This window comes from Photobacterium sp. R1, from assembly GCF_054600795.1.
Genome location: NZ_BAAHZP010000011.1, coordinates 53721 through 71720, shown reverse-complemented (window position 1 = coordinate 71720; position 18000 = coordinate 53721). Strand labels below are relative to the sequence as shown.

The 18000-nt window shown below is 51.3% G+C and carries 22 protein-coding genes; 9 read left to right on the top strand and 13 right to left on the bottom strand.

Translation table 11 applies throughout. The features are described 5' to 3' along the window. Positions 1-28: 28 nt before the first annotated feature. The 6 genes from ACYP03_RS17555 to zapE form a co-directional block, all read right to left on the bottom strand. The gene (locus ACYP03_RS17555) at positions 29-769 is read right to left on the bottom strand and encodes a cytochrome c1 (RefSeq protein WP_248143904.1); all 741 of its coding nucleotides are present in this window, start codon (positions 767-769) and stop codon (positions 29-31) included. Continuing rightward, complete coding sequence (locus ACYP03_RS17550; protein WP_248143903.1) at positions 766-2031, bottom strand: cytochrome b; 1266 nt, start codon at positions 2029-2031, stop codon at positions 766-768. The genes ACYP03_RS17555 and ACYP03_RS17550 overlap by 4 nt, the downstream gene beginning before the upstream one ends. After that, positions 2031-2621: a ubiquinol-cytochrome c reductase iron-sulfur subunit gene (gene petA / locus ACYP03_RS17545; protein WP_248143902.1), complete on the bottom strand. Its 591-nt coding sequence runs from the start codon at positions 2619-2621 to the stop codon at positions 2031-2033. The genes ACYP03_RS17550 and petA overlap by 1 nt, the downstream gene beginning before the upstream one ends. Before the next feature lie 337 nt (positions 2622-2958). After that, positions 2959-3351 carry a 30S ribosomal protein S9 gene (rpsI, locus tag ACYP03_RS17540; protein ID WP_007464367.1) on the bottom strand — a complete coding sequence of 131 codons (393 nt, stop codon included), beginning with the start codon at positions 3349-3351 and terminating at the stop codon, positions 2959-2961. A gap of 15 nt (positions 3352-3366) precedes the next feature. Continuing rightward, positions 3367-3795 carry a 50S ribosomal protein L13 gene (rplM, locus tag ACYP03_RS17535; protein ID WP_211646339.1) on the bottom strand — a complete coding sequence of 143 codons (429 nt, stop codon included), beginning with the start codon at positions 3793-3795 and terminating at the stop codon, positions 3367-3369. A 223-nt stretch (positions 3796-4018) separates the two neighbouring features. Then, positions 4019-5122 carry a cell division protein ZapE gene (gene zapE, locus ACYP03_RS17530; RefSeq protein ID WP_459781317.1) on the bottom strand — a complete coding sequence of 368 codons (1104 nt, stop codon included), beginning with the start codon at positions 5120-5122 and terminating at the stop codon, positions 4019-4021. A 200-nt stretch (positions 5123-5322) separates the two neighbouring features. Between zapE and zapG the strand changes: the two genes are divergently transcribed. The 3 genes from zapG (at position 5323) to degS (ending at position 8525) form a co-directional block, all read left to right on the top strand. After that, positions 5323-5769 (top strand): Z-ring associated protein ZapG, encoded by a 447-nt coding sequence (gene zapG, locus ACYP03_RS17525; protein WP_248143899.1) that lies wholly within the window; start codon positions 5323-5325, stop codon positions 5767-5769. 150 nt (positions 5770-5919) lie between these two features. Next, positions 5920-7287, top strand: a complete 1368-nt coding sequence (locus tag ACYP03_RS17520; protein ID WP_248143898.1) for a Do family serine endopeptidase — start codon at positions 5920-5922, stop codon at positions 7285-7287. Between the two features lie 173 nt (positions 7288-7460). Beyond that, complete coding sequence (degS, locus tag ACYP03_RS17515; protein WP_330961442.1) at positions 7461-8525, top strand: outer membrane-stress sensor serine endopeptidase DegS; 1065 nt, start codon at positions 7461-7463, stop codon at positions 8523-8525. Positions 8526-8625: 100 nt separating this feature from the next. Here the strand turns inward: degS and murA are convergent, their stop codons facing one another. From murA to mlaF, 7 genes are read right to left on the bottom strand one after another with little or no spacing between them, the layout of a single operon-like run. Beyond that, positions 8626-9882 carry a UDP-N-acetylglucosamine 1-carboxyvinyltransferase gene (murA, locus tag ACYP03_RS17510; protein WP_248143896.1) on the bottom strand — a complete coding sequence of 419 codons (1257 nt, stop codon included), beginning with the start codon at positions 9880-9882 and terminating at the stop codon, positions 8626-8628. 10 nt (positions 9883-9892) lie between these two features. Beyond that, on the bottom strand, positions 9893-10147 hold the full coding sequence (gene ibaG, locus ACYP03_RS17505) for a BolA family protein (protein ID WP_248143895.1): 255 nt from the start codon (positions 10145-10147) through the stop codon (positions 9893-9895). Between the two features lie 13 nt (positions 10148-10160). Then, a complete protein-coding gene (locus tag ACYP03_RS17500; RefSeq protein WP_371929368.1) occupies positions 10161-10475 on the bottom strand; it encodes an STAS domain-containing protein in 315 nt (104 codons plus the stop codon). Between the two features lie 2 nt (positions 10476-10477). Continuing rightward, positions 10478-11116, bottom strand: a complete 639-nt coding sequence (gene mlaC, locus ACYP03_RS17495; RefSeq protein WP_248143893.1) for a phospholipid-binding protein MlaC — start codon at positions 11114-11116, stop codon at positions 10478-10480. 10 nt (positions 11117-11126) lie between these two features. After that, positions 11127-11606 (bottom strand): outer membrane lipid asymmetry maintenance protein MlaD, encoded by a 480-nt coding sequence (gene mlaD / locus ACYP03_RS17490; protein ID WP_248143892.1) that lies wholly within the window; start codon positions 11604-11606, stop codon positions 11127-11129. Positions 11607-11608: 2 nt separating this feature from the next. After that, positions 11609-12391 (bottom strand): lipid asymmetry maintenance ABC transporter permease subunit MlaE, encoded by a 783-nt coding sequence (gene mlaE, locus ACYP03_RS17485; RefSeq protein ID WP_248143891.1) that lies wholly within the window; start codon positions 12389-12391, stop codon positions 11609-11611. Positions 12392-12435: 44 nt separating this feature from the next. Then, a complete protein-coding gene (mlaF, locus tag ACYP03_RS17480; RefSeq protein ID WP_248143890.1) occupies positions 12436-13248 on the bottom strand; it encodes a phospholipid ABC transporter ATP-binding protein MlaF in 813 nt (270 codons plus the stop codon). A gap of 422 nt (positions 13249-13670) precedes the next feature. Here mlaF and ACYP03_RS17475 point away from each other — a divergent pair, with 422 nt between their 5' ends. Genes ACYP03_RS17475 through lptB form a run of 6 tightly spaced genes read left to right on the top strand, consistent with a single transcriptional unit; the run spans position 13671 to position 17971 of the window. Continuing rightward, complete coding sequence (locus ACYP03_RS17475) at positions 13671-14645, top strand: calcium/sodium antiporter (protein WP_330961439.1); 975 nt, start codon at positions 13671-13673, stop codon at positions 14643-14645. A 14-nt stretch (positions 14646-14659) separates the two neighbouring features. Then, entirely contained in the window at positions 14660-15631 is a 972-nt protein-coding gene (locus ACYP03_RS17470) for a KpsF/GutQ family sugar-phosphate isomerase (protein ID WP_248143888.1), read from the top strand. An 11-nt stretch (positions 15632-15642) separates the two neighbouring features. Then, on the top strand, positions 15643-16191 hold the full coding sequence (gene kdsC, locus ACYP03_RS17465) for a 3-deoxy-manno-octulosonate-8-phosphatase KdsC (RefSeq protein ID WP_371929367.1): 549 nt from the start codon (positions 15643-15645) through the stop codon (positions 16189-16191). Beyond that, positions 16188-16751, top strand: coding sequence for an LPS export ABC transporter periplasmic protein LptC (lptC, locus tag ACYP03_RS17460; RefSeq protein WP_248143886.1), 564 nt, complete (start codon positions 16188-16190; stop codon positions 16749-16751). The genes kdsC and lptC overlap by 4 nt, the downstream gene beginning before the upstream one ends. Beyond that, positions 16732-17232 (top strand): lipopolysaccharide transport periplasmic protein LptA, encoded by a 501-nt coding sequence (gene lptA, locus ACYP03_RS17455; RefSeq protein ID WP_248143885.1) that lies wholly within the window; start codon positions 16732-16734, stop codon positions 17230-17232. The genes lptC and lptA overlap by 20 nt, the downstream gene beginning before the upstream one ends. 13 nt (positions 17233-17245) lie before the next feature. Beyond that, positions 17246-17971, top strand: coding sequence for an LPS export ABC transporter ATP-binding protein (gene lptB / locus ACYP03_RS17450; protein WP_036749704.1), 726 nt, complete (start codon positions 17246-17248; stop codon positions 17969-17971). Positions 17972-18000 lie beyond the last annotated feature (29 nt).

Here is an 18000-nt window from a genome sequence, read left to right as displayed (position 1 = left end):
GAGTTTCTTAACGCACTAGATTACCCGATCAATGGACATCGCGCCAATATTCTTTCTTCAGCAGCAACGTCAGAACGAAGAAGATCACGATAAAGCCCATCACCCACAGACCCATGCGCTGGCGTTCCAGCTTCATCGGTTCTGCTGAGTACTCCAGGAAGTTCACCAGATCACGCACGACCGCATCATACTCTTCAGTATTCAGCTCACCGTTGCCATCCGATTCCAGGCCGACAAACTCCTGGACTTCCTGACCGTCAATCGTACGGGTTTCAAACACTTGTCGTGGCGTGCCCTGCAGCTCTTCCAGAACATGTGGCATACCAACGCTTGGGAAAACCAGGTTGTTCACACCAAACGGACGGTTTGGATCGGCATAGAATGAACGCAGATACGTATAAAGCCAGTCTGAACCACGAACCCGGGCAACCAGTGTCAAATCCGGTGCTGGTGCACCGAATGAAGCGGCCGCGTAATCTTTAGAAATCGCGTTGGTCATCAGAGAACCAATCTTCGCATTCTGATCGAAAATCAGGTTTTCTTTCATCAGTTCCAGCGGAATATCCAGATCCTCGGCAACACGCTGGTAGCGCTGATACTGAGTCGCGTGACAACCGAAACAATAGTTAACAAAGGTACGGGCACCGCGTTGCAGCGAAGCCTTATCCGACAAATCATTATTTGCCGCATCCAGGTGAACACTGTGACCGCCAGCCGCAATCGCCAGAGACGGCAACAGAGCAAGCAGCATAACCATCAGCTTTTTCATTTGTATGTGACCCTCTCTGGTAGCGGTTTGGTTGCTTCATTCTTGCTGTAGAAGAACAGCAGAACAAAGAACATGAAGTAACCGAAACTGAAGATCTGCGCCATCAGGGTGTATACAGGCGTCGCAGGCAACGCACCCAAAATACCCAATGCAATGAAGCAGATAGTGAACTGAACGATGTTTGCAAGATGCAGCTTGCTGCGGTAACGGTAAGAACGCACTTTACAGCGATCCAGCCATGGCAACACAAACAGCATTGCAATCGACAGACCCATCGCGATTACACCCACCAACTTATCCGGAACCGCACGCAAAATCGCATAGAAAGGCGTGAAGTACCATACAGGTGCAATGTGTTCAGGCGTCTTCAGCGGGTTCGCCGCTTCAAAGTTAGGTGGCTCAAGGAAATAGCCGCCCATTTCAGGGTTAAAGAAAATCACATAACTGAACAGGAAGGCAAAAATCGCCACGCCCACCATGTCCTTCACCGTCCCATAAGGGTGGAAAGGCACAGAGTCAATAATGTCGTATTTCTTGGTGTAGTACTCGTGGAACTTAAAGCTCGGTGAGTAATTGTCACCCTTGCTGCCTTTTGGCAGTTTGGTTTCAATACCGTCCGGGTTGTTTGAACCCACTTCGTGCAGCGCCAGAATGTGCAGCACGATCAGCAGTAGCAGAACGATAGGCAATGCAATCACGTGCAGCGCAAAGAAACGGTTCAGTGTCGCACCAGAGATCACGTAGTCACCACGGATCCACAGGGTCAGATCGTCACCAATCACAGGGATTGCGCCAAACAGAGAAATGATAACCTGAGCACCCCAGTAAGACATCTGTCCCCATGGCAGCAGGTAACCCATGAAAGCTTCCGCCATCAGTGCCAGGAAAATCAGCATACCGAACAGCCACAGCAGTTCACGCGGTTTTTTATAGGAACCGTAGATCAGACCACGGAACATGTGCAGATAAACCACGATGAAGAATGCTGATGCACCGGTCGAGTGCATGTAACGCAGCAGCCAACCGTAATCGACATCACGCATGATGTATTCAACTGAGGCAAAAGCACCATCACCGGATGGTACATAGTTCATGGTCAGCCAGATCCCCGTCAGGATCTGGTTCACCAGTACAAGCATGGCCAGCGAGCCAAACAGATACCAGAAGTTGAAGTTCTTCGGCATCGGGTATTCAGACATATGCTTTTTATAAGCATTCATCACTGGCAGACGTTTTTCAATCCAACCCAGAAAAGCTTCCATTATGCCGACTCCTCATCTTGACCCACTAAAATAGTGTTGTCGTTCAGGAACATGTGCTTTGGAACCACCAGATTCAGCGGCGCAGGCACGCCCTGGAAAACCCGACCAGCCAAGTCGAATTTAGAGCCGTGGCATGGGCAGAAGAAGCCGGCAGGAACACCACTCACCTGCTCACTGAACGTGTCTGGCAGATAAGTTGGCGAACAGCCAAGGTGGGTACAAATACCAACGGCAATAAAGATTTCAGGTTTACGTGAACGGTATTCGTTCGTGGCGTAGGCAGGCTGCTGAGGTTCAGCGGCCTGCGGATCACGCAGTCGGTCGTCGTGAGTCGGCAGTTCATCCAGAATAGCCTGGCTCCGGCGTACTACCCACACCGGTTTGCCTCGCCACTCTACGCGGATCATCTGGCCTTCTTCGAGTTTACTGATATCAACTTCAACTGGTGCACCGGCGGCCTTGGCTTTGGCGCTCGGATTCCATGATTTGATAAAGGGTACGGCGACAGCGACTGCACCTAAGCCTCCAACAACCGAGGTCGTCGCAGTCAGGAAGCGGCGTCGGCCGTTACTTACTGGCGCTTTGCTCATCCAACATTCTCCCATGTGCTCCCGCTCAGGATTATAGTTTCCTTCTGCGTCCCTGGAGCTTACGGCTAACTTTCTACGGAAAGACTCAACAGCTTATTGATTAAGAATTTTCATGCTGCTATTTATCGCGGCAAATGATAAAGAAAACCCTACTTTAAGACAAGGTAAACACCGCAAATGTGAGAGATTTGTGGGCATAATTTGCGTTTTCGTCAAGAGCAAAAAATGCAAAAAATCGTGCCAGTTTTTCAATAATTTTGACAATAAATGCAAAAAGCCCAGCCAATGGCTGGGCTTTGCGGTACACAGTAACCAGACAGAAGTCTGGTGCGTTGAATTAACGCTTAGAGAACTGTGGACGACGACGTGCTTTACGCAGACCAACTTTCTTACGTTCAACGCGACGAGCGTCACGAGTCACGTAGCCAGCGGCACGCAGAGCAGGACGTAGAGTCTCATCGTACTCCATCAGAGCGCGAGTGATACCGTGACGGATCGCACCAGACTGACCAGTGATACCACCACCTTTCACAGTGATGTACAGGTCCAGCTTCTCAGTCATTTCAACCAGCTCCAGTGGCTGACGAACAACCATGCGAGCAGTTTCACGACCGAAGTATTCTTCGATGCTGCGCTTGTTGATTACGATGTTGCCAGTACCCGGTTTGATGAAAACACGAGCAGCTGAGCTTTTGCGGCGGCCAGTGCCGTAGTATTGATTCTCTGCCATTGTCATCTTCCCCAATTAGATGTCTAGAACTTGTGGCTGCTGTGCAGCGTGGTTGTGCTCACTACCTGCGTAAACTTTCAGTTTACGGTACATAGCACGGCCTAGAGGACCTTTAGGAAGCATGCCTTTAACAGCGATTTCAATGATAGCTTCTGGCTTTTTGTCCAGCAGCTTGTCAAAGCTGATAGTTTTCAGACCGCCGATGTAACCAGTGTGACGATGGTACATCTTGTCAGTACGCTTCGCGCCAGTTACTGCAACTTTCTCAGCGTTGATAACAACGATGTAGTCACCAGTGTCAACGTGAGGAGTATACTCAGGCTTGTGCTTACCGCGCAGACGAGATGCGATTTCTGTTGCCAGACGACCCAGTGTTTTACCTTCAGCGTCTACAACATACCAGTCACGTTTTACAGTTTCTGGTTTAGCAACGAAAGTTTTCATGCTAATTCTTACCCAAATTTAAATAGTTTCACTTTCTAAGAACGCAAAGCGCTCTCTCTGTATAAAGAGCCCAGTCATCACCCCTTCGAGTGGTTGGCACTCCCGGCATAACGCCGTCACAGGTACGGTGGGTCGCAGGATTATACGGAAGCATGGGGAAAAAATCACCTTTTTTTCAAAAAAAGTTCTGTCTTTTCCCCTATGCATCAATCGGCAAATTCAGCTAAGCGAGATGCGGTCGTGCCAGATACTCATGACTCTGCATTTCAATTAAGCGGGAACAGCAGCGCTTAAACTCAAAACTCAGACGGCCGCTCTGGTACAGCTTCTCCATGCTGGTTTCAGCGGAGATGATCAGTTTGACATGCCGCTCATAAAATTCATCAACCATGGCAATAAAACGGCGGGACGCATCATCATCTTTTTCCGTCAGTACCGGCACATCTGAAAGCAGTACGCTGTGATACATCTGCGCAATTTCCATGTAATCGCTCTGGCTGCGCGCGCCCCGACACAATGCATCAAAAGTAAAATGAACCACGCCTTCAGCCTCATGGCACGTCGCAATCGGCCGGTCATGAATAATGATCTCACCGCCATCACGACGGGGCTCCACCGACAGCTGCACAAAGTAGTGCTTCATGTTCTCTGCCGCACTTGCATCCAGTGGCCAGTGATAAATCTCAGCCTGTTCCAGGGTACGGAGACGATAATCCACACCGGAGTCGACATTGACAATCTCACAATGCTCTTTAATGAGATCAATCGCAGGCAGAAAACGAGCACGCTGCAAACCATTACGATACAGCTCATCCGGCGGAATATTTGACGTTGCCACCAGCGTAATACCGCGACGGAACAGTGCCTGGAACAGGGTGCCCAGAATCATCGCATCCGTGATATCTGAAACAAAAAACTCATCAAAACAAATGATGTCTGTTTCCAGCTTAAAACGGTCCGCAACAATTTCCAGCGGATCAGTCTGGTGACCCAGAGACTGCATTTCCTTATGGACCCGGTGCATGAATCGATGAAAGTGCATCCGCATTTTGCGCTCTGTCGGCAAACAGTCGAAGAAAGTATCAACCAGATAAGTTTTGCCTCGACCGACCCCGCCCCAGAAATACAAACCTTTGACTGGTTTGACTGGCTCCTGCGTCTGACGCTTGAACAAGCGCCCGAGTAAAGTCGGCTTCTCTGATTCGGGCTTGGGTGCCAGCATCCGATGATAAAGATCATTGAGGTGAGCCACCGCCATCGCCTGAGCGGCGTCAGGCAAAAAGCCGGGGGTTTTCAGATCGTTTTGATAGCGTTGTTCCGGAGTCATCCTCATCCTGCTCAGTCGCTGGGAGGCATCGGTTTTCAGCACAACCCATGCCTCTGAATATTTCCATCTTTAGTCGTAGATAGTACCACGACACTTCATGTGCATGTATAGTAACTAAATAACCCCCTAATAAGCAGATGTGCTTATTAGATAAAAAAAACAGGTCTACCTGTTGTACTCACAGTCACAAGGAGTTTTTCATGGCTTGGATCTACGCGATTTTGATTTTTGTCGCAGGCGCGCTGGTCGGTGCCTTTGCCGCCCGTTTGGGGAATAAAAACCTGAAACAGCAAAAAGAGTTACAGAAAGAACTGGATAAAACCAAGTATCAGCTGGAGCAATACCGTCAGGAGCTTATCGATCATTTTGCCCGCAGTTCCGACCTGCTCGACAATCTGGCAAAAGATTACAGCAAACTTTACGAGCACATGGCCAAAACGTCTGCCGAGCTGATGCCGAACCTGCCTGAACAGGACAACCCTTTCTCACAACGGATCAGCACACTGACCGCTGTGGCGGAAGCCTCTGAGCCGGTCAGCCAGGAAGAACAGGAATCAACCCAACAGCCACGTGATTATGCCAATGGTGCATCGGGCCTGTTGAAAGCTGAAGAACGCGCGCTGGAAGAGCCAGCGAAAGCGAGCTGAGTCCTGATTGTCTGCCTGACCGTGTCGTACGTCTGAGACGCCACGGTCAGAGTCTGAGATTCACATTTTGTTTCAATCTTGATAATTCTCGGAACTTTGCCCGATTTTACCAGTCGTAATAAGCACTTGTTAAACCGGAGTTGAGTCACGATGAAAAAGCCTTTACTTGTATTGAGTGCGCTGGCGTTCAGTATTAGCGCAGTGATGTCCCCTGTCACAGCCTCTGCCGCTCTTCCTCTGGCTGTCAATGATCAGCAGCTACCCAGCCTGGCCCCGATGCTGGAGCAAGTCACCCCAGCCGTGGTCAGTATAGCCGTCGAAGGCAAGCATGTTTCCAAACAACAGATCCCTGAGCCCTTCCGCTACTTCTTCGGGCCCAATGCTCCCAGCGAGCAGTTGCAGGAACGTCCGTTCCGTGGCCTGGGTTCGGGAGTCATCATTGATGCAAATAAAGGATATGTGGTTACCAACCATCACGTGATTGACGGTGCGGATAAAATCATGGTTCAGCTCCATGATGGCCGGGAACTGAAAGCCGAACTCATCGGCAGCGACGAAATGTCAGATATTGCCCTACTTCGGCTGGAAAACACCAAAAATCTGAAAGCCATCAAAATGGCAGACTCAGATAAGCTGCGCGTCGGTGATTTCTCTGTCGCAATCGGAAACCCGTTCGGACTGGGCCAGACCGTCACTTCGGGGATTATTTCCGCCCTGGGGCGAAGCGGCCTGAACATTGAGAACTTCGAGAACTTCATTCAGACAGATGCTGCCATCAACAGCGGTAACTCCGGTGGCGCGCTGGTGAACCTGAATGGTGAGCTGATTGGCATCAATACTGCGATTCTCGGCCCGAACGGCGGGAACGTCGGTATTGGTTTTGCTATTCCGGTCAACATGGTGAAAAACCTGACCAGCCAGATCCTTGAATATGGTGAAGTCAAACGTGGCGTACTGGGTGTTCAGGGGGGAGAACTCACCTCCGAGCTTGCCGAAGCCTTTGGCTACGAAACAAACCATGGCGCCTTCGTCAATCAGGTGATGCCAGGCTCCGCCGCTGAAAAAGCCGGTCTGAAAGCTGGTGATATTATTGTTTCTGTGAATGACAAAGCAATTCGTACTTTTGGGGAACTGCGCGCCAAAATTGCGACCATTGGTGCCGGTAAAAAAGTGAAACTCGGCGTTCTGCGGGACGGGGACGAGATGACCTTTGATGTCACCCTGCAAGAAGCCGAAATGGCGAACCTGAAAGCAGACCACCTGCACCAAAGCCTGCAAGGTGCTGAATTCAGTAACACGACGTCTGCAGACAAAGTGAAAGGCGTTAAAGTCACCCGCATCGACCCTCAGTCGATGGCTGCACGCTACGGACTCAAAGAAGATGACATCATTATCGGTCTGAACCGACAGCCGATCCGGAATCTGGGAGAACTGCGTAAGGCACTCGATAAACAGCCTTCCGTTCTGGCTCTGGAGATCAGACGCGGCGATAACGAGCTCTACCTCATCATCCGATGAATCATCCGCACTCAGCATCAGTCCGGGCCTTTGCCCGGACTTTTCACATTTCTACATTTCTCGCAACTCCAGCCTGCTTCGACTTGTTGAAAACTGGATGTAAATGCTATTCTCAAGCGGTTTTTTAACTTTTTGCAATCAAAGCAAAGTGCAGGTCAATCAGGAGAGCATCAATGCTGGCATTTTTAGGTCGATCCGCCTTACTGGGCGTACTGACGGCTGGAGTACTGCTACTTGCTTTCCCGGGCCTGCGCAGCCAGATGTTTTCCCCGACAGCCGCACTGAACGGCCAGGTCACCGTTCCTCAGCAAATTTCGTTCAGCTATGCCGTCCGCCGGGCCTCGCCAGCAGTCGTCAATATCTATAACCGCCGCTACAACGCTGAAGACCGTCTGCAACTCAGTACTCAGGGGCTGGGCTCCGGGGTCATTATGAGTGAAAAAGGCTACATCGTGACGAATTATCATGTCGTCGCTGAAGCCGATCAGGTGATTGTCGCGCTGCAGGACAGCCGGATTTTTACCGCCCAGCTGATTGGGAAAGACAAACGCACGGATATCGCCGTACTGAAGATTCAGGCGGAAAACCTGCCCGTCATTCCGCTCAATCCGGATTATATGCCTTCTGTCGGTGACGTGGTGCTGGCGATCGGAAACCCGTACAACCTTGGCCAAACCACCACTTACGGTATTATCTCGGCCACCGGACGATCCGGGATGAGCTTTTACGGCCGCCAGGACTTCCTGCAGACCGATGCTGCCATCAATGACGGTAACTCAGGCGGTGCGCTGGTCAATACCCGCGGGGAACTGGTCGGAATCAATACAGCTTCATTCCAGCAGGCGACAGATATTGAAACCTATGGGATCTCCTTTGCAATTCCGTTCAAACTGACCCAGAAAATTATGAACAAGCTGATTGCCGACGGCCGGGTGATCCGCGGCTACCTCGGGATTGACGGGCGGGAAATCAATCCGGTGATGGCACGTCTTTATGATGCCGATCAGGTCAGCGGGATTATCGTGATGGGCATGGATCCCAACGGGCCTGCTTACAAGGCCGGCTTCAAGGTCCAGGATATTCTGGTGGAAATCGGCGATAAACCAGTGACTGACATGCGAAATGTCCTGGATATTGTCACCGAACTACGCCCCGGGACTTATGTCGAAATGACGGTCCTGCGCAACGGTAAGCCTAAAAAGCTCAAGGTTTTGATTGGCGACGAGCCGGACAGATAAGCAGAAAAGTGAAGAGAATACTGCGGCAGCAAGTGTTCAAGGTATGAAGCAGAAGTGTCCAGGCACAGCGTGCCGTGCCTGGAAAATTAAGATACGTAACTTATTCGCTGAAACGTTCGATCTGCATGCCCAGACCACGCAATTTCTCTTCAATCCGCTCATAACCGCGGTCGATATGATAAATCCGATCAACGATGGTTTCGCCTTTGGCAATGTTGCCGGCAATCACCAGGCTGGCTGAAGCCCGCAGATCCGTCGCCATAACCTGTGCCCCGCTCAGACCTTCAGTTTCACCACAGATCACGGTGTTTCCTTCGATCTCAGCGTGTGCACCCATCCGGATCAGTTCCGGAATATGCATGAAGCGGTTTTCAAAAATCGTTTCCGTGATGATCCCTGTGCCTTTCGCCACCAGGTTCAGCAATGAGAACTGAGCCTGCATATCGGTCGGAAAGCCCGGGTGCGGTGCAGTGCGGATATTCACAGCTTTCAGTTCACGATCGGTCATATCCAGACTGATCCAGTCTTCACCGGTTTCAATCAGGGCGCCAGCTTCTTCCAGTTTCGCCAGTGCTGCTTCCAGCAGAGACGGACGGGTATTACGGCAGACCACTTTTCCACCAGAGATAGCCGCAGCAACCAGGAATGTTCCGGTTTCGATGCGATCTGGCAGCACTTCATGATAACCGCCACCCAGACGTTCAACACCTTCAATGACGACAGTGTCGGAACCTGCACCGGTGATTTTGGCACCCATAGCATTTAGGAAATTAGCCGTATCAACGATTTCCGGCTCACGGGCCGCATTTTCGATGACGGTTTTACCGGTAGCCAGCGTCGCCGCCGACATAATCGTAACGGTCGCACCGACACTGATTTTATCCATCACGATATGTGCGCCTTTCAGACGGCCGTCAACTTCTGCTTTGACGTAACCTTCTTCCAGGGTGATTTTAGCGCCCAGTTGCTCCAGCCCGTGGATGTGCAGATCCACCGGACGTGCACCAATGGCACAACCACCCGGCAGAGACACCTGGCCCCGACCAAAGCGAGCAACCAGCGGGCCCAGCGCCCAGATAGAAGCGCGCATGGTTTTCACCAGATCATATGGCGCACAATATTCAGTAATATTGCTGGCATCGACATAAACAGAACCATTGCGTTCCACTTTAGCACCCAGACGGCTCAGCAGCTCCATCGTGGTGTCGATATCTTTCAGCTTAGGAACGTTGCCGACTTCTACCGGCTCCTCCGCTAACAGCGAAGCAAATAAAATAGGCAGGGCTGCATTCTTAGCACCTGATATCGCGACTTCGCCGCGTAAAGGGCCATTGCCCTGAATTCGAAACTTCTGCATTGGTTTTCTCTTACAAAGACATCAGCTTCTTGTCGCGCGCCCACTCTTCCGGAGTGTAAGCTTTAATGGACAAGGCGTGGATGGCATTACTGGCGATATGCGACATCAGGGGGGCATAAACCGCCTGCTGTTTTTTCACCCGGCTCATCCCTTCAAACATCGCGCCAACAGCAATCACCTGATAGTGGCTGCCTTCGCCGTTCACAATGACTTCGTCCAGCGCCAATGCATTCTCAAGAATTTGTTTAATTTCAGATGTTTCCACAAGCTATCCTCAACTACACTTCCATACAGGCAGCCAGCACCGTGTCGACATGACTAAGGCGGAGCAGCGTTAACAATTGTTCCGGCACTCCTTGCAACACCAGGTGACGTCCTGCCTGACTGAGTTCCCTTTGCAGGTGCAGCAACATCACCATGCCTGCAGAGTCTACCCGAGACAGGTCAGACAGATCGATCGTGACCTTAGCATCTTGTGGCATCCATTCACGTCTTTGCTGCCAAAAGGCTGGCACTGTGTCACGTTCCAGCGCCCCTGACAAGCGATAATGGCCATTTTCCAGCACTTGCCAATGGACGGATCCATGATTCATGCTCATTTTCCCTCTGGCTTGATTGGCTTAGCTGAAATCGCCCGAAGATCCCGGGTCACTTTGTCGATTCCTTCAGTCCGCAACCGGCCACTCCACTCACTTTGCTGCGTCGTGATCATGCTGACACCCTCTGCCACCATGTCATAACCCTGCCACTCGTTGCTTTGCTTATTCTTACGTAATTTAAAATTCAGACGAATAGGCGGGCGCTGAGGATCCAGGATATCCACGCGAATCGATACGATCGAACTGCTGGCCGGTATTTTCTTGGCCGGTTCGATCCGAATCTCCTGATCCGTGTACTGCGTCAGCACCTGTGCATAAGAAGCAACCAGATAATCAGTAAATGCATTCACAAACTCATTCCGCTGCTCTTTACTGGTCTGCTTCAACTGCGGCCCAAGAACCTTGTAAGCAGCATAACGGGTATTGATGTAAGGGAGCAGTTCCTGGCGAACCACGGTACGCAGGTGCTCAGGGTTTCGCTGAATCTGCGCCTGCTCTGCTTTCAGACGGGAAAATGTCTGCTGTGATACGGTTTCCATCATCCGATACGGATCGGTTTTATCAACCAGCGCCGCACTCGCAAACAACGGCAGACTGGCAAGAATCGCAAGCCAGAAGATTTTGAATACTTTCATTGTGAATTCCTTAGTCATCGCCATCTTTACCAATGCTGTAAAGTACCTGGCCAATCATCTCCTCCAGCACCAGGGCGGATTTGGTATCTTCAATGATGTCGCCGTCTTCCAGCATTACAATGCCTTCATCAACAAAGCCCGGCGTCATTCCCAGATACTGCTCTCCAAGCAGCCCTGATGTAAGAATGGCAGCCGAACTGGTTTCTGGGAAGTAACCGAACTTTTTATCAATCGCCAGTGTCACGACAGGAACATAAGTTGTCGTATCCAGCGTAATATCACTGACGGTGCCAATCGTGACCCCACCCACTTTCACAGGAGAGCGCACTTTCAGGCCGCCAATATTGTCAAACCGGGCCTTCAGGTTATACGTTTCTGAGCCGCCCAGATTTTTCACATCAGCGACCTGAAAAATCAACACCAGCAAAGCAACAATCCCTGCCAGGACAAAGGTGCCGACCCATAATTCTAATTGTCTGTTCTGTTGCATGATTAATTCCCAAACATGAGTGCTGTCAGCACAAAATCCAATCCTAGTACCGCCAGTGAAGAATTCACGACGGTCCGGGTCGTTGCCCGGCTGATCCCTTCAGATGTCGGTATGGCATCAAACCCGTTAAACACCGCAATCCAGGTCACGGTTATCGCAAAACAGATTGATTTGATCAGGCTGTTGCCAATGTCGTACCCCAATTCGACGGAAGACTGCATCACAGACCAGAAACTGCCGTGATCGATGCCTTTCCAGCTCACACCAACCAACTGGCCGCCCCAGATACCGATGGCAATAAACAGCATTGCCAGCAGCGGCATTGAAATTACCCCGGCCCAGAAACGCGGCGCAACTACACGGCGCAGCGGGTCGACAGCCATCATTTCCATGCTGGAAATCTGCTCCGTGGCTTTCATCAGACCAATTTCAGCGGTCAGTGCCGAACCGGCACGGCCGGCAAACAACAGCGCGGTGACCACAGGTCCCAGCTCACGCAGCAAAGACAAAGCCACCATCTGACCCAGGCTGGTTTCGGCACCAAAATCCACCAGGACGATATACCCCTGCAGGCTGAGCACCATCCCGATAAATAAACCGGAAACCATAATGATTGCGACGGACAGCACACCAACGGTATAGAGCTGTTTCATCAGCAGCGGAAACATTTTGGCAGGCTGCGGCTTACTCACCAGCGCACCAAACAGCAACAAGGTTGCCCGTCCCATGGTCCGGCAGCGGGACAGTGAACGATGTCCCAGCCGAGCAACAAAATCCGTTAACATATTATGAAAATACCTTTATTTGCGATGTCGTGTTCATCACGCAGTTAAGAGACCGGCTGACTGAACAAATCCTGCTCCAGTGACTGAGCAGGAAACTTGAAAGGAACGGGGCCATCCGCATTGCCATCCAGAAACTGCCGGACTCTGGGATCCGGGTTTGAATTCAGCTCGTCCGGGGTTCCGCTACCGATGATCTTTCCGCCCGACAGCAGATACACATGATCAGCAATGCTCATCACCTCCGGCACATCGTGCGACACAATCACAGAGGTAATGCCCAGAGCATGGTTCAGGCTGTGGATCAGCTTCACCAAAACACCCATGGTAATGGGATCCTGTCCGACAAAAGGCTCGTCATACATAATGAGATCTGGGTCCAGAGCTATGGCTCTTGCCAGTGCCGCCCGACGCGCCATCCCGCCGGACAACTCATTCGGCATCAGGTTGGCGGCACCGCGCAGTCCGACCGCTTCCAGCTTGAGCAAGACCAGCGTGCGCAGCAGATCTTCCGGTAAGTCGGTGTGCTCCCGCAGCGGAAATGCCACATTGTCAAACACCGTCATATCGGTAAATAAGGCGCCTGACTGAAACAGCATACTCATCCGCTTGCGTACCTGATACAGCGCACGGCGCGATAAAGAAGGGATGTTCTGGTCTTCAAACCAGACTCCGCCCTGATCCGGCATCAGTTGCCCACCGATCAGACGAAGCAGTGTCGTTTTACCGATTCCTGACGGCCCCATAATGGCGGTAATCTTCCCCTTCGGGACAGTCAGCGACACATCATCAAAGATGTTGCGCTCACCCCGTGAGAACGTCAGGTGATCAATTCGAATTAGCGCTTCGGTTGCTGTCATAACCTTCCCAATCACCTGCTGAGATAATCCATCCGGGATCAGCCGCAATACAGGCATAAATGAATATTATTAAATAGTTATCTGAGTCGGGTTGATCATAGGTAGAATCCCCGGCCAACTCAAGGCAACGGCTGTCAGAACGTTGTGATTTTTCAGCCCAACGGTCGGACTGGCTGCACTTGCCGTTCAACAACTCATTTTATGAACCGTGTTTTTTATATCATAACTGACCTGAATAGAACCAATACCCGACGTAATTCATTTTTTACTTCAGTAATTTTCGGCGGAAGTCCGCCATTCCCACACGAAGATCACAACCAGAGCCGTAAATACTCAAGGCTTTTCCTTCCATTTTCGTCAGTGAAACGTCAAAATTGCTCTCTTAAAAATCGCTCACAGAAAAAATGAAATAAGGGATAATAATGCTTGAAGCCATCGTGTTGCTCTGTATCGGACTCGCGTTACTGGTATGGAGTGCAGATCGTCTTGTCTTTGGATCAGCAGCCTTGGCAAAAAACCTGGGGGTCGCCCCGCTGATTATCGGGATGACGATTCTGGCAATGGGCTCCTCTGCCCCGGAAATGATGGTTTCCGCCACTGCAGCCCTGGCAGGCAAAACTGATACTGCCGTCGGCAACGTGTTGGGTTCAAATATTGCCAATATTGCGTTAATTCTGGGCCTGACTGCGATTTTAAAACCCTTATCCATCAGTTCAGGGATTATTCGCCGTGAACTCCCGTTGATGATGGTGGTCACACTGATTGCCGGTGCACTGCTATGGGACAGCTATCTGGGGTTCTTTGAAGGTGTCCTGCTGGTTGTTCTCTTTATCATTTTTATCCTGGCGATGCTGAAAATCAGCAAAAGCAACAGCAACAGCAATAAAGATCAGGACATCCTCTTAGAAGAACAGGAATCAGAAATCCCGGACGGGGTCAGTAATATGGCAGCCGTCGTCTGGGTCATCATCGGTCTGGTCCTGCTGCCTTACGCTGCAGGCATGCTGGTTGACTCGGCAGTCATCATTGCCAAACACTTCGGCATGAGCGATCTGGTGATCGGACTGACCATCATTGCTGTCGGCACCAGCCTGCCAGAGCTAGCGGCATCCATCGCCAGTATTTACAAGGGTGAGGATGACATGGCCGTCGGGAACATCATCGGTTCCAATGTATTTAACATTTTGGCTGTCATGGGAATCCCAGGGCTCCTGAATCCTTCAGTACTCAGCCCGCTGGCTATGGGCCGCGACTTTTATATTATGCTGGGCGTCTCTGTCCTGCTGGTTCTGATGGCGCTGGGCAAGCGTCGTCGAATCAATCGTTTTGAAGGCCTGGTGCTGATTTTATGCTTTGTCGCTTACCAGGGTTATCTGCTTTATAATCTGTCAGCCTAACAGAGAGCGAAACTATGCCTGATTCCTTTGACTACGGCCGGATTGGCCGCCGCGTAATTGAAATCGAATCGACAGCCCTCAAGGGGCTGTCCCAGTATATCAACGGTAGCTTCAGCGAAGCCTGCCGGCTGATTCGCCGTTGTCAGGGCAAAGTGATCGTGATGGGAATGGGCAAATCCGGCCATATCGGCAATAAAATTGCTGCCACACTGGCCAGCACAGGGACCCCATCCTTTTTTGTTCATCCGGGAGAAGCCAGCCATGGCGATCTGGGGATGCTGGATAAACGCGATATTGTTCTGGCAATTTCAAATTCCGGCGAAGCCGGCGAGATTCTGACCCTGCTCCCGGTCATCAAACGCCAGGGCATTCAGATGATTGCGATGACAGGCAAACCAGAATCCACCATGGCCCGGCTGGCTCAGGTGCATTTACAGATTACAGTCTCTCAGGAGGCCTGCCCGCTAAATCTGGCACCTACTTCCAGCACCACAGCAACCCTGGCCATGGGAGACGCGCTGGCCATTGCACTGATGGAAGCACGCGGCTTCACCGCCAACGATTTCGCTCTCTCCCACCCAGGCGGTGCGCTGGGACGAAAACTGCTGCTGCGGATCAGCGATGTCATGCATAGCGGCGAACGTCTGCCCGTCGTCCATCAGGATGCCAGCATTAAAGATGCCCTGCTGGAAGTGTCCCGTCAGGGACTTGGCATGACCGCTATTGTTGATGATAACCAGCAGTTAAGCGGCATTTTTACAGATGGCGACCTGCGCCGCCTGCTCGACAAACGTATCGATATCCATCAGACCCCGATCGGTGAGGTCATGTCACCGAATCCGAGCACGATTTCCTCTCAGGTCCTGGCTGCCGAAGGCCTGAAACTGATGGAAGAAAGAAAAATCAATGGCCTGCTTGTTGTGGATGATCAGCAACTGGTGGGCGCTCTGAACATGCATGACCTGCTCAGAGCCGGAGTAATGTAATGACAAATGCCATGCAAACAACATTGTACGGGCCAGTCCCGGATGCAACTTTCAACACAGCCAAAAATATCCGTCTGCTGATCTGCGATGTGGACGGGGTATTTTCTGATGGCCGGATCTACATGGGTAACCACGGTGAAGAACTGAAAACCTTTCATACCCGTGACGGCTACGGCATCAAATCTCTGATGGCGGCCGGTGTGGAAGTCGCCATCATTACCGGCCGCCGTTCACAAATTGTCGAAGACCGGATGTCCGCACTGGGGATCCGTCATGTCTATCAGGGACAGGACAACAAGCTGGCTGCGTATCGGGATCTCACAGAAAAACTGGCTATCGCGCCGGAACATACCGCCTATATCGGTGATGATCTGATTGACTGGCCGGTCATGGCCGAAGTCGGACTGTCCGTTTGTGTTGCCGATGGCCATCCGCTTCTGGCACAGCGCGCCAAGCTGACCACCCGGATCAAAGGGGGTTACGGCGCCGTACGTGAGGTGTGCGATCTGATTCTGGAAGCACGCGGTGAGCTGGATCAGCATAAGGGACTGAGCATATGACGTTTAACCGGCTGCTCTATGCGCTCCTGATCGTCCTGTGCGCATGGACCGGTTACTACCTGCTCCAGAAACACTGGCAACAGGAAACACAGATCGCCCCGGATACTGAAAAACCAATCTTCACGGGTACTGGGGTCAGAAATACCTCATATACCGAGTCGGGCATTCGCAGTTATCGGATCGAATCTGAGACGCTGGAGTATTTCAATCTCAGCGGCAACACGGATTTCCAACAGCCGGTGATTTGGGTTTACAAAGACGGCGATGAAACCGAATGGCGTATCAGTGCAAATCACGCCACACTAAATAAAGAACACATCCTGCAGATGTCTGGTAATGTAAGAATCTTCAACCTGTTACCCGACTCCGCCATTGAAGCAATAAAAACAGATACACTGCGGCTGGATTTAATCAGTAAAGATTTCGATACGCCCGATCCGGTTACGATTACCGGCAGCGCCTTTCAGAATGAAGGGATTGGCATGAAAGGCAATATGGAGCGCAGTGTGGCGACCCTGATGAACAATGTAAAAGGTAGATATGAAGCTTTGCAAAATTAGCGCCCTGCTTTGCCTGGCAGTCAGCACATCCGGCTGGGCATTAAGCAACGATACCGAACAACCAATTTACATCAATTCGGATAGTCAGGAACTGGACATCCAGAAAAATGTGGTGACGTTCACCGGCAATGTCACGCTGCGTCAGGGCAGTATTGATATTCGCGCGGACAAAATTGTCGTCACCCGCCAGACTCAGAACGGTGATCAGCAAACCATTGATGCTTATGGCTCACCCGCCACGTTTTTCCAGAAAATGGATGATGGCAAGCCAATCAATGGTTCCGCGATGCAAATGCGCTACGAGACCGCCACCGAGTTCCTGAAAATGACGGATAAAGCCGTGCTGGTTCAGGAAGGCAGTGAAATTAAGGGCAAAACCATCAGCTATAAGATTGATGAGCAGAAACTGGTTGCCACCAGCGGCGGTCAGCAGCGGGTGATCACGATTTTGCAGCCAAATCAGCTCAAGCAAAAACCATAAATAAAGAGAACGAATGTCAAAGTTAACCGCAACCCATCTGGCAAAAAGTTACAACGGGCGCAAAGTCGTATCCGATGTCAGCCTGGAAGTGGAGTCCGGCAAGATTGTCGGTCTGCTCGGCCCGAACGGGGCTGGCAAAACCACATCGTTTTATATGATTGTGGGCCTGGTCGCCCGCGATGCCGGCTCAATCACCATTGACGATCATGACATCAGCCTGCAGCCCATGCATAACCGAGCCCGGATGGGGATCGGATATCTGCCGCAGGAAGCATCGATCTTCCGTCGCCTGACAGTCCATGACAATCTGATGGCCGTGCTGCAGACCCGCTCTGAGCTCTCTAAAGCCGAACGTCAGGACAAGCTGGAAGAACTGTTGGACGAATTCAACATTCAGCACATCCGTAACAGTCAGGGCATGGCGCTGTCCGGTGGTGAGCGCCGCCGGGTTGAAATCGCCCGTGCTCTGGCGGCGAACCCGAAATTCATCCTGCTGGATGAACCCTTTGCCGGGGTCGATCCTATCTCTGTGATCGATATCAAGAAGATCATTGAACACCTGCGAGATCGCGGCCTCGGCGTCCTGATCACGGACCATAATGTCAGGGAGACGCTGGACGTTTGTGAGCATGCTTACATTGTCAGTCAGGGGCAGCTCATCGCCCATGGAACGCCCGCTGAAGTGCTGAATGATGAGCATGTGAAACGTGTCTATCTGGGAGACCAGTTCCGTCTATAGTTATAGATAAAAGGGCACAAGAGAGGTAA

Coding starts and splice junctions, on each gene's coding strand:
- ACYP03_RS17555 (WP_248143904.1), bottom strand. CDS start 769: ATGAAAAAGCTGATGGTTATGCTGCTTGCTCTGTTGCCGTCTCTGGCG.
- ACYP03_RS17550 (WP_248143903.1), bottom strand. CDS start 2,031: ATGGAAGCTTTTCTGGGTTGGATTGAAAAACGTCTGCCAGTGATGAAT.
- petA (WP_248143902.1), bottom strand. CDS start 2,621: ATGAGCAAAGCGCCAGTAAGTAACGGCCGACGCCGCTTCCTGACTGCG.
- rpsI (WP_007464367.1), bottom strand. CDS start 3,351: ATGGCAGAGAATCAATACTACGGCACTGGCCGCCGCAAAAGCTCAGCT.
- rplM (WP_211646339.1), bottom strand. CDS start 3,795: ATGAAAACTTTCGTTGCTAAACCAGAAACTGTAAAACGTGACTGGTAT.
- zapE (WP_459781317.1), bottom strand. CDS start 5,122: ATGACTCCGGAACAACGCTATCAAAACGATCTGAAAACCCCCGGCTTT.
- zapG (WP_248143899.1), top strand. CDS start 5,323: ATGGCTTGGATCTACGCGATTTTGATTTTTGTCGCAGGCGCGCTGGTC.
- ACYP03_RS17520 (WP_248143898.1), top strand. CDS start 5,920: ATGAAAAAGCCTTTACTTGTATTGAGTGCGCTGGCGTTCAGTATTAGC.
- degS (WP_330961442.1), top strand. CDS start 7,461: ATGCTGGCATTTTTAGGTCGATCCGCCTTACTGGGCGTACTGACGGCT.
- murA (WP_248143896.1), bottom strand. CDS start 9,882: ATGCAGAAGTTTCGAATTCAGGGCAATGGCCCTTTACGCGGCGAAGTC.
- ACYP03_RS17500 (WP_371929368.1), bottom strand. CDS start 10,475: ATGAATCATGGATCCGTCCATTGGCAAGTGCTGGAAAATGGCCATTAT.
- mlaC (WP_248143893.1), bottom strand. CDS start 11,116: ATGAAAGTATTCAAAATCTTCTGGCTTGCGATTCTTGCCAGTCTGCCG.
- mlaD (WP_248143892.1), bottom strand. CDS start 11,606: ATGCAACAGAACAGACAATTAGAATTATGGGTCGGCACCTTTGTCCTG.
- mlaE (WP_248143891.1), bottom strand. CDS start 12,391: ATGTTAACGGATTTTGTTGCTCGGCTGGGACATCGTTCACTGTCCCGC.
- mlaF (WP_248143890.1), bottom strand. CDS start 13,248: ATGACAGCAACCGAAGCGCTAATTCGAATTGATCACCTGACGTTCTCA.
- ACYP03_RS17475 (WP_330961439.1), top strand. CDS start 13,671: ATGCTTGAAGCCATCGTGTTGCTCTGTATCGGACTCGCGTTACTGGTA.
- ACYP03_RS17470 (WP_248143888.1), top strand. CDS start 14,660: ATGCCTGATTCCTTTGACTACGGCCGGATTGGCCGCCGCGTAATTGAA.
- kdsC (WP_371929367.1), top strand. CDS start 15,643: ATGCAAACAACATTGTACGGGCCAGTCCCGGATGCAACTTTCAACACA.
- lptC (WP_248143886.1), top strand. CDS start 16,188: ATGACGTTTAACCGGCTGCTCTATGCGCTCCTGATCGTCCTGTGCGCA.
- lptA (WP_248143885.1), top strand. CDS start 16,732: ATGAAGCTTTGCAAAATTAGCGCCCTGCTTTGCCTGGCAGTCAGCACA.
- lptB (WP_036749704.1), top strand. CDS start 17,246: ATGTCAAAGTTAACCGCAACCCATCTGGCAAAAAGTTACAACGGGCGC.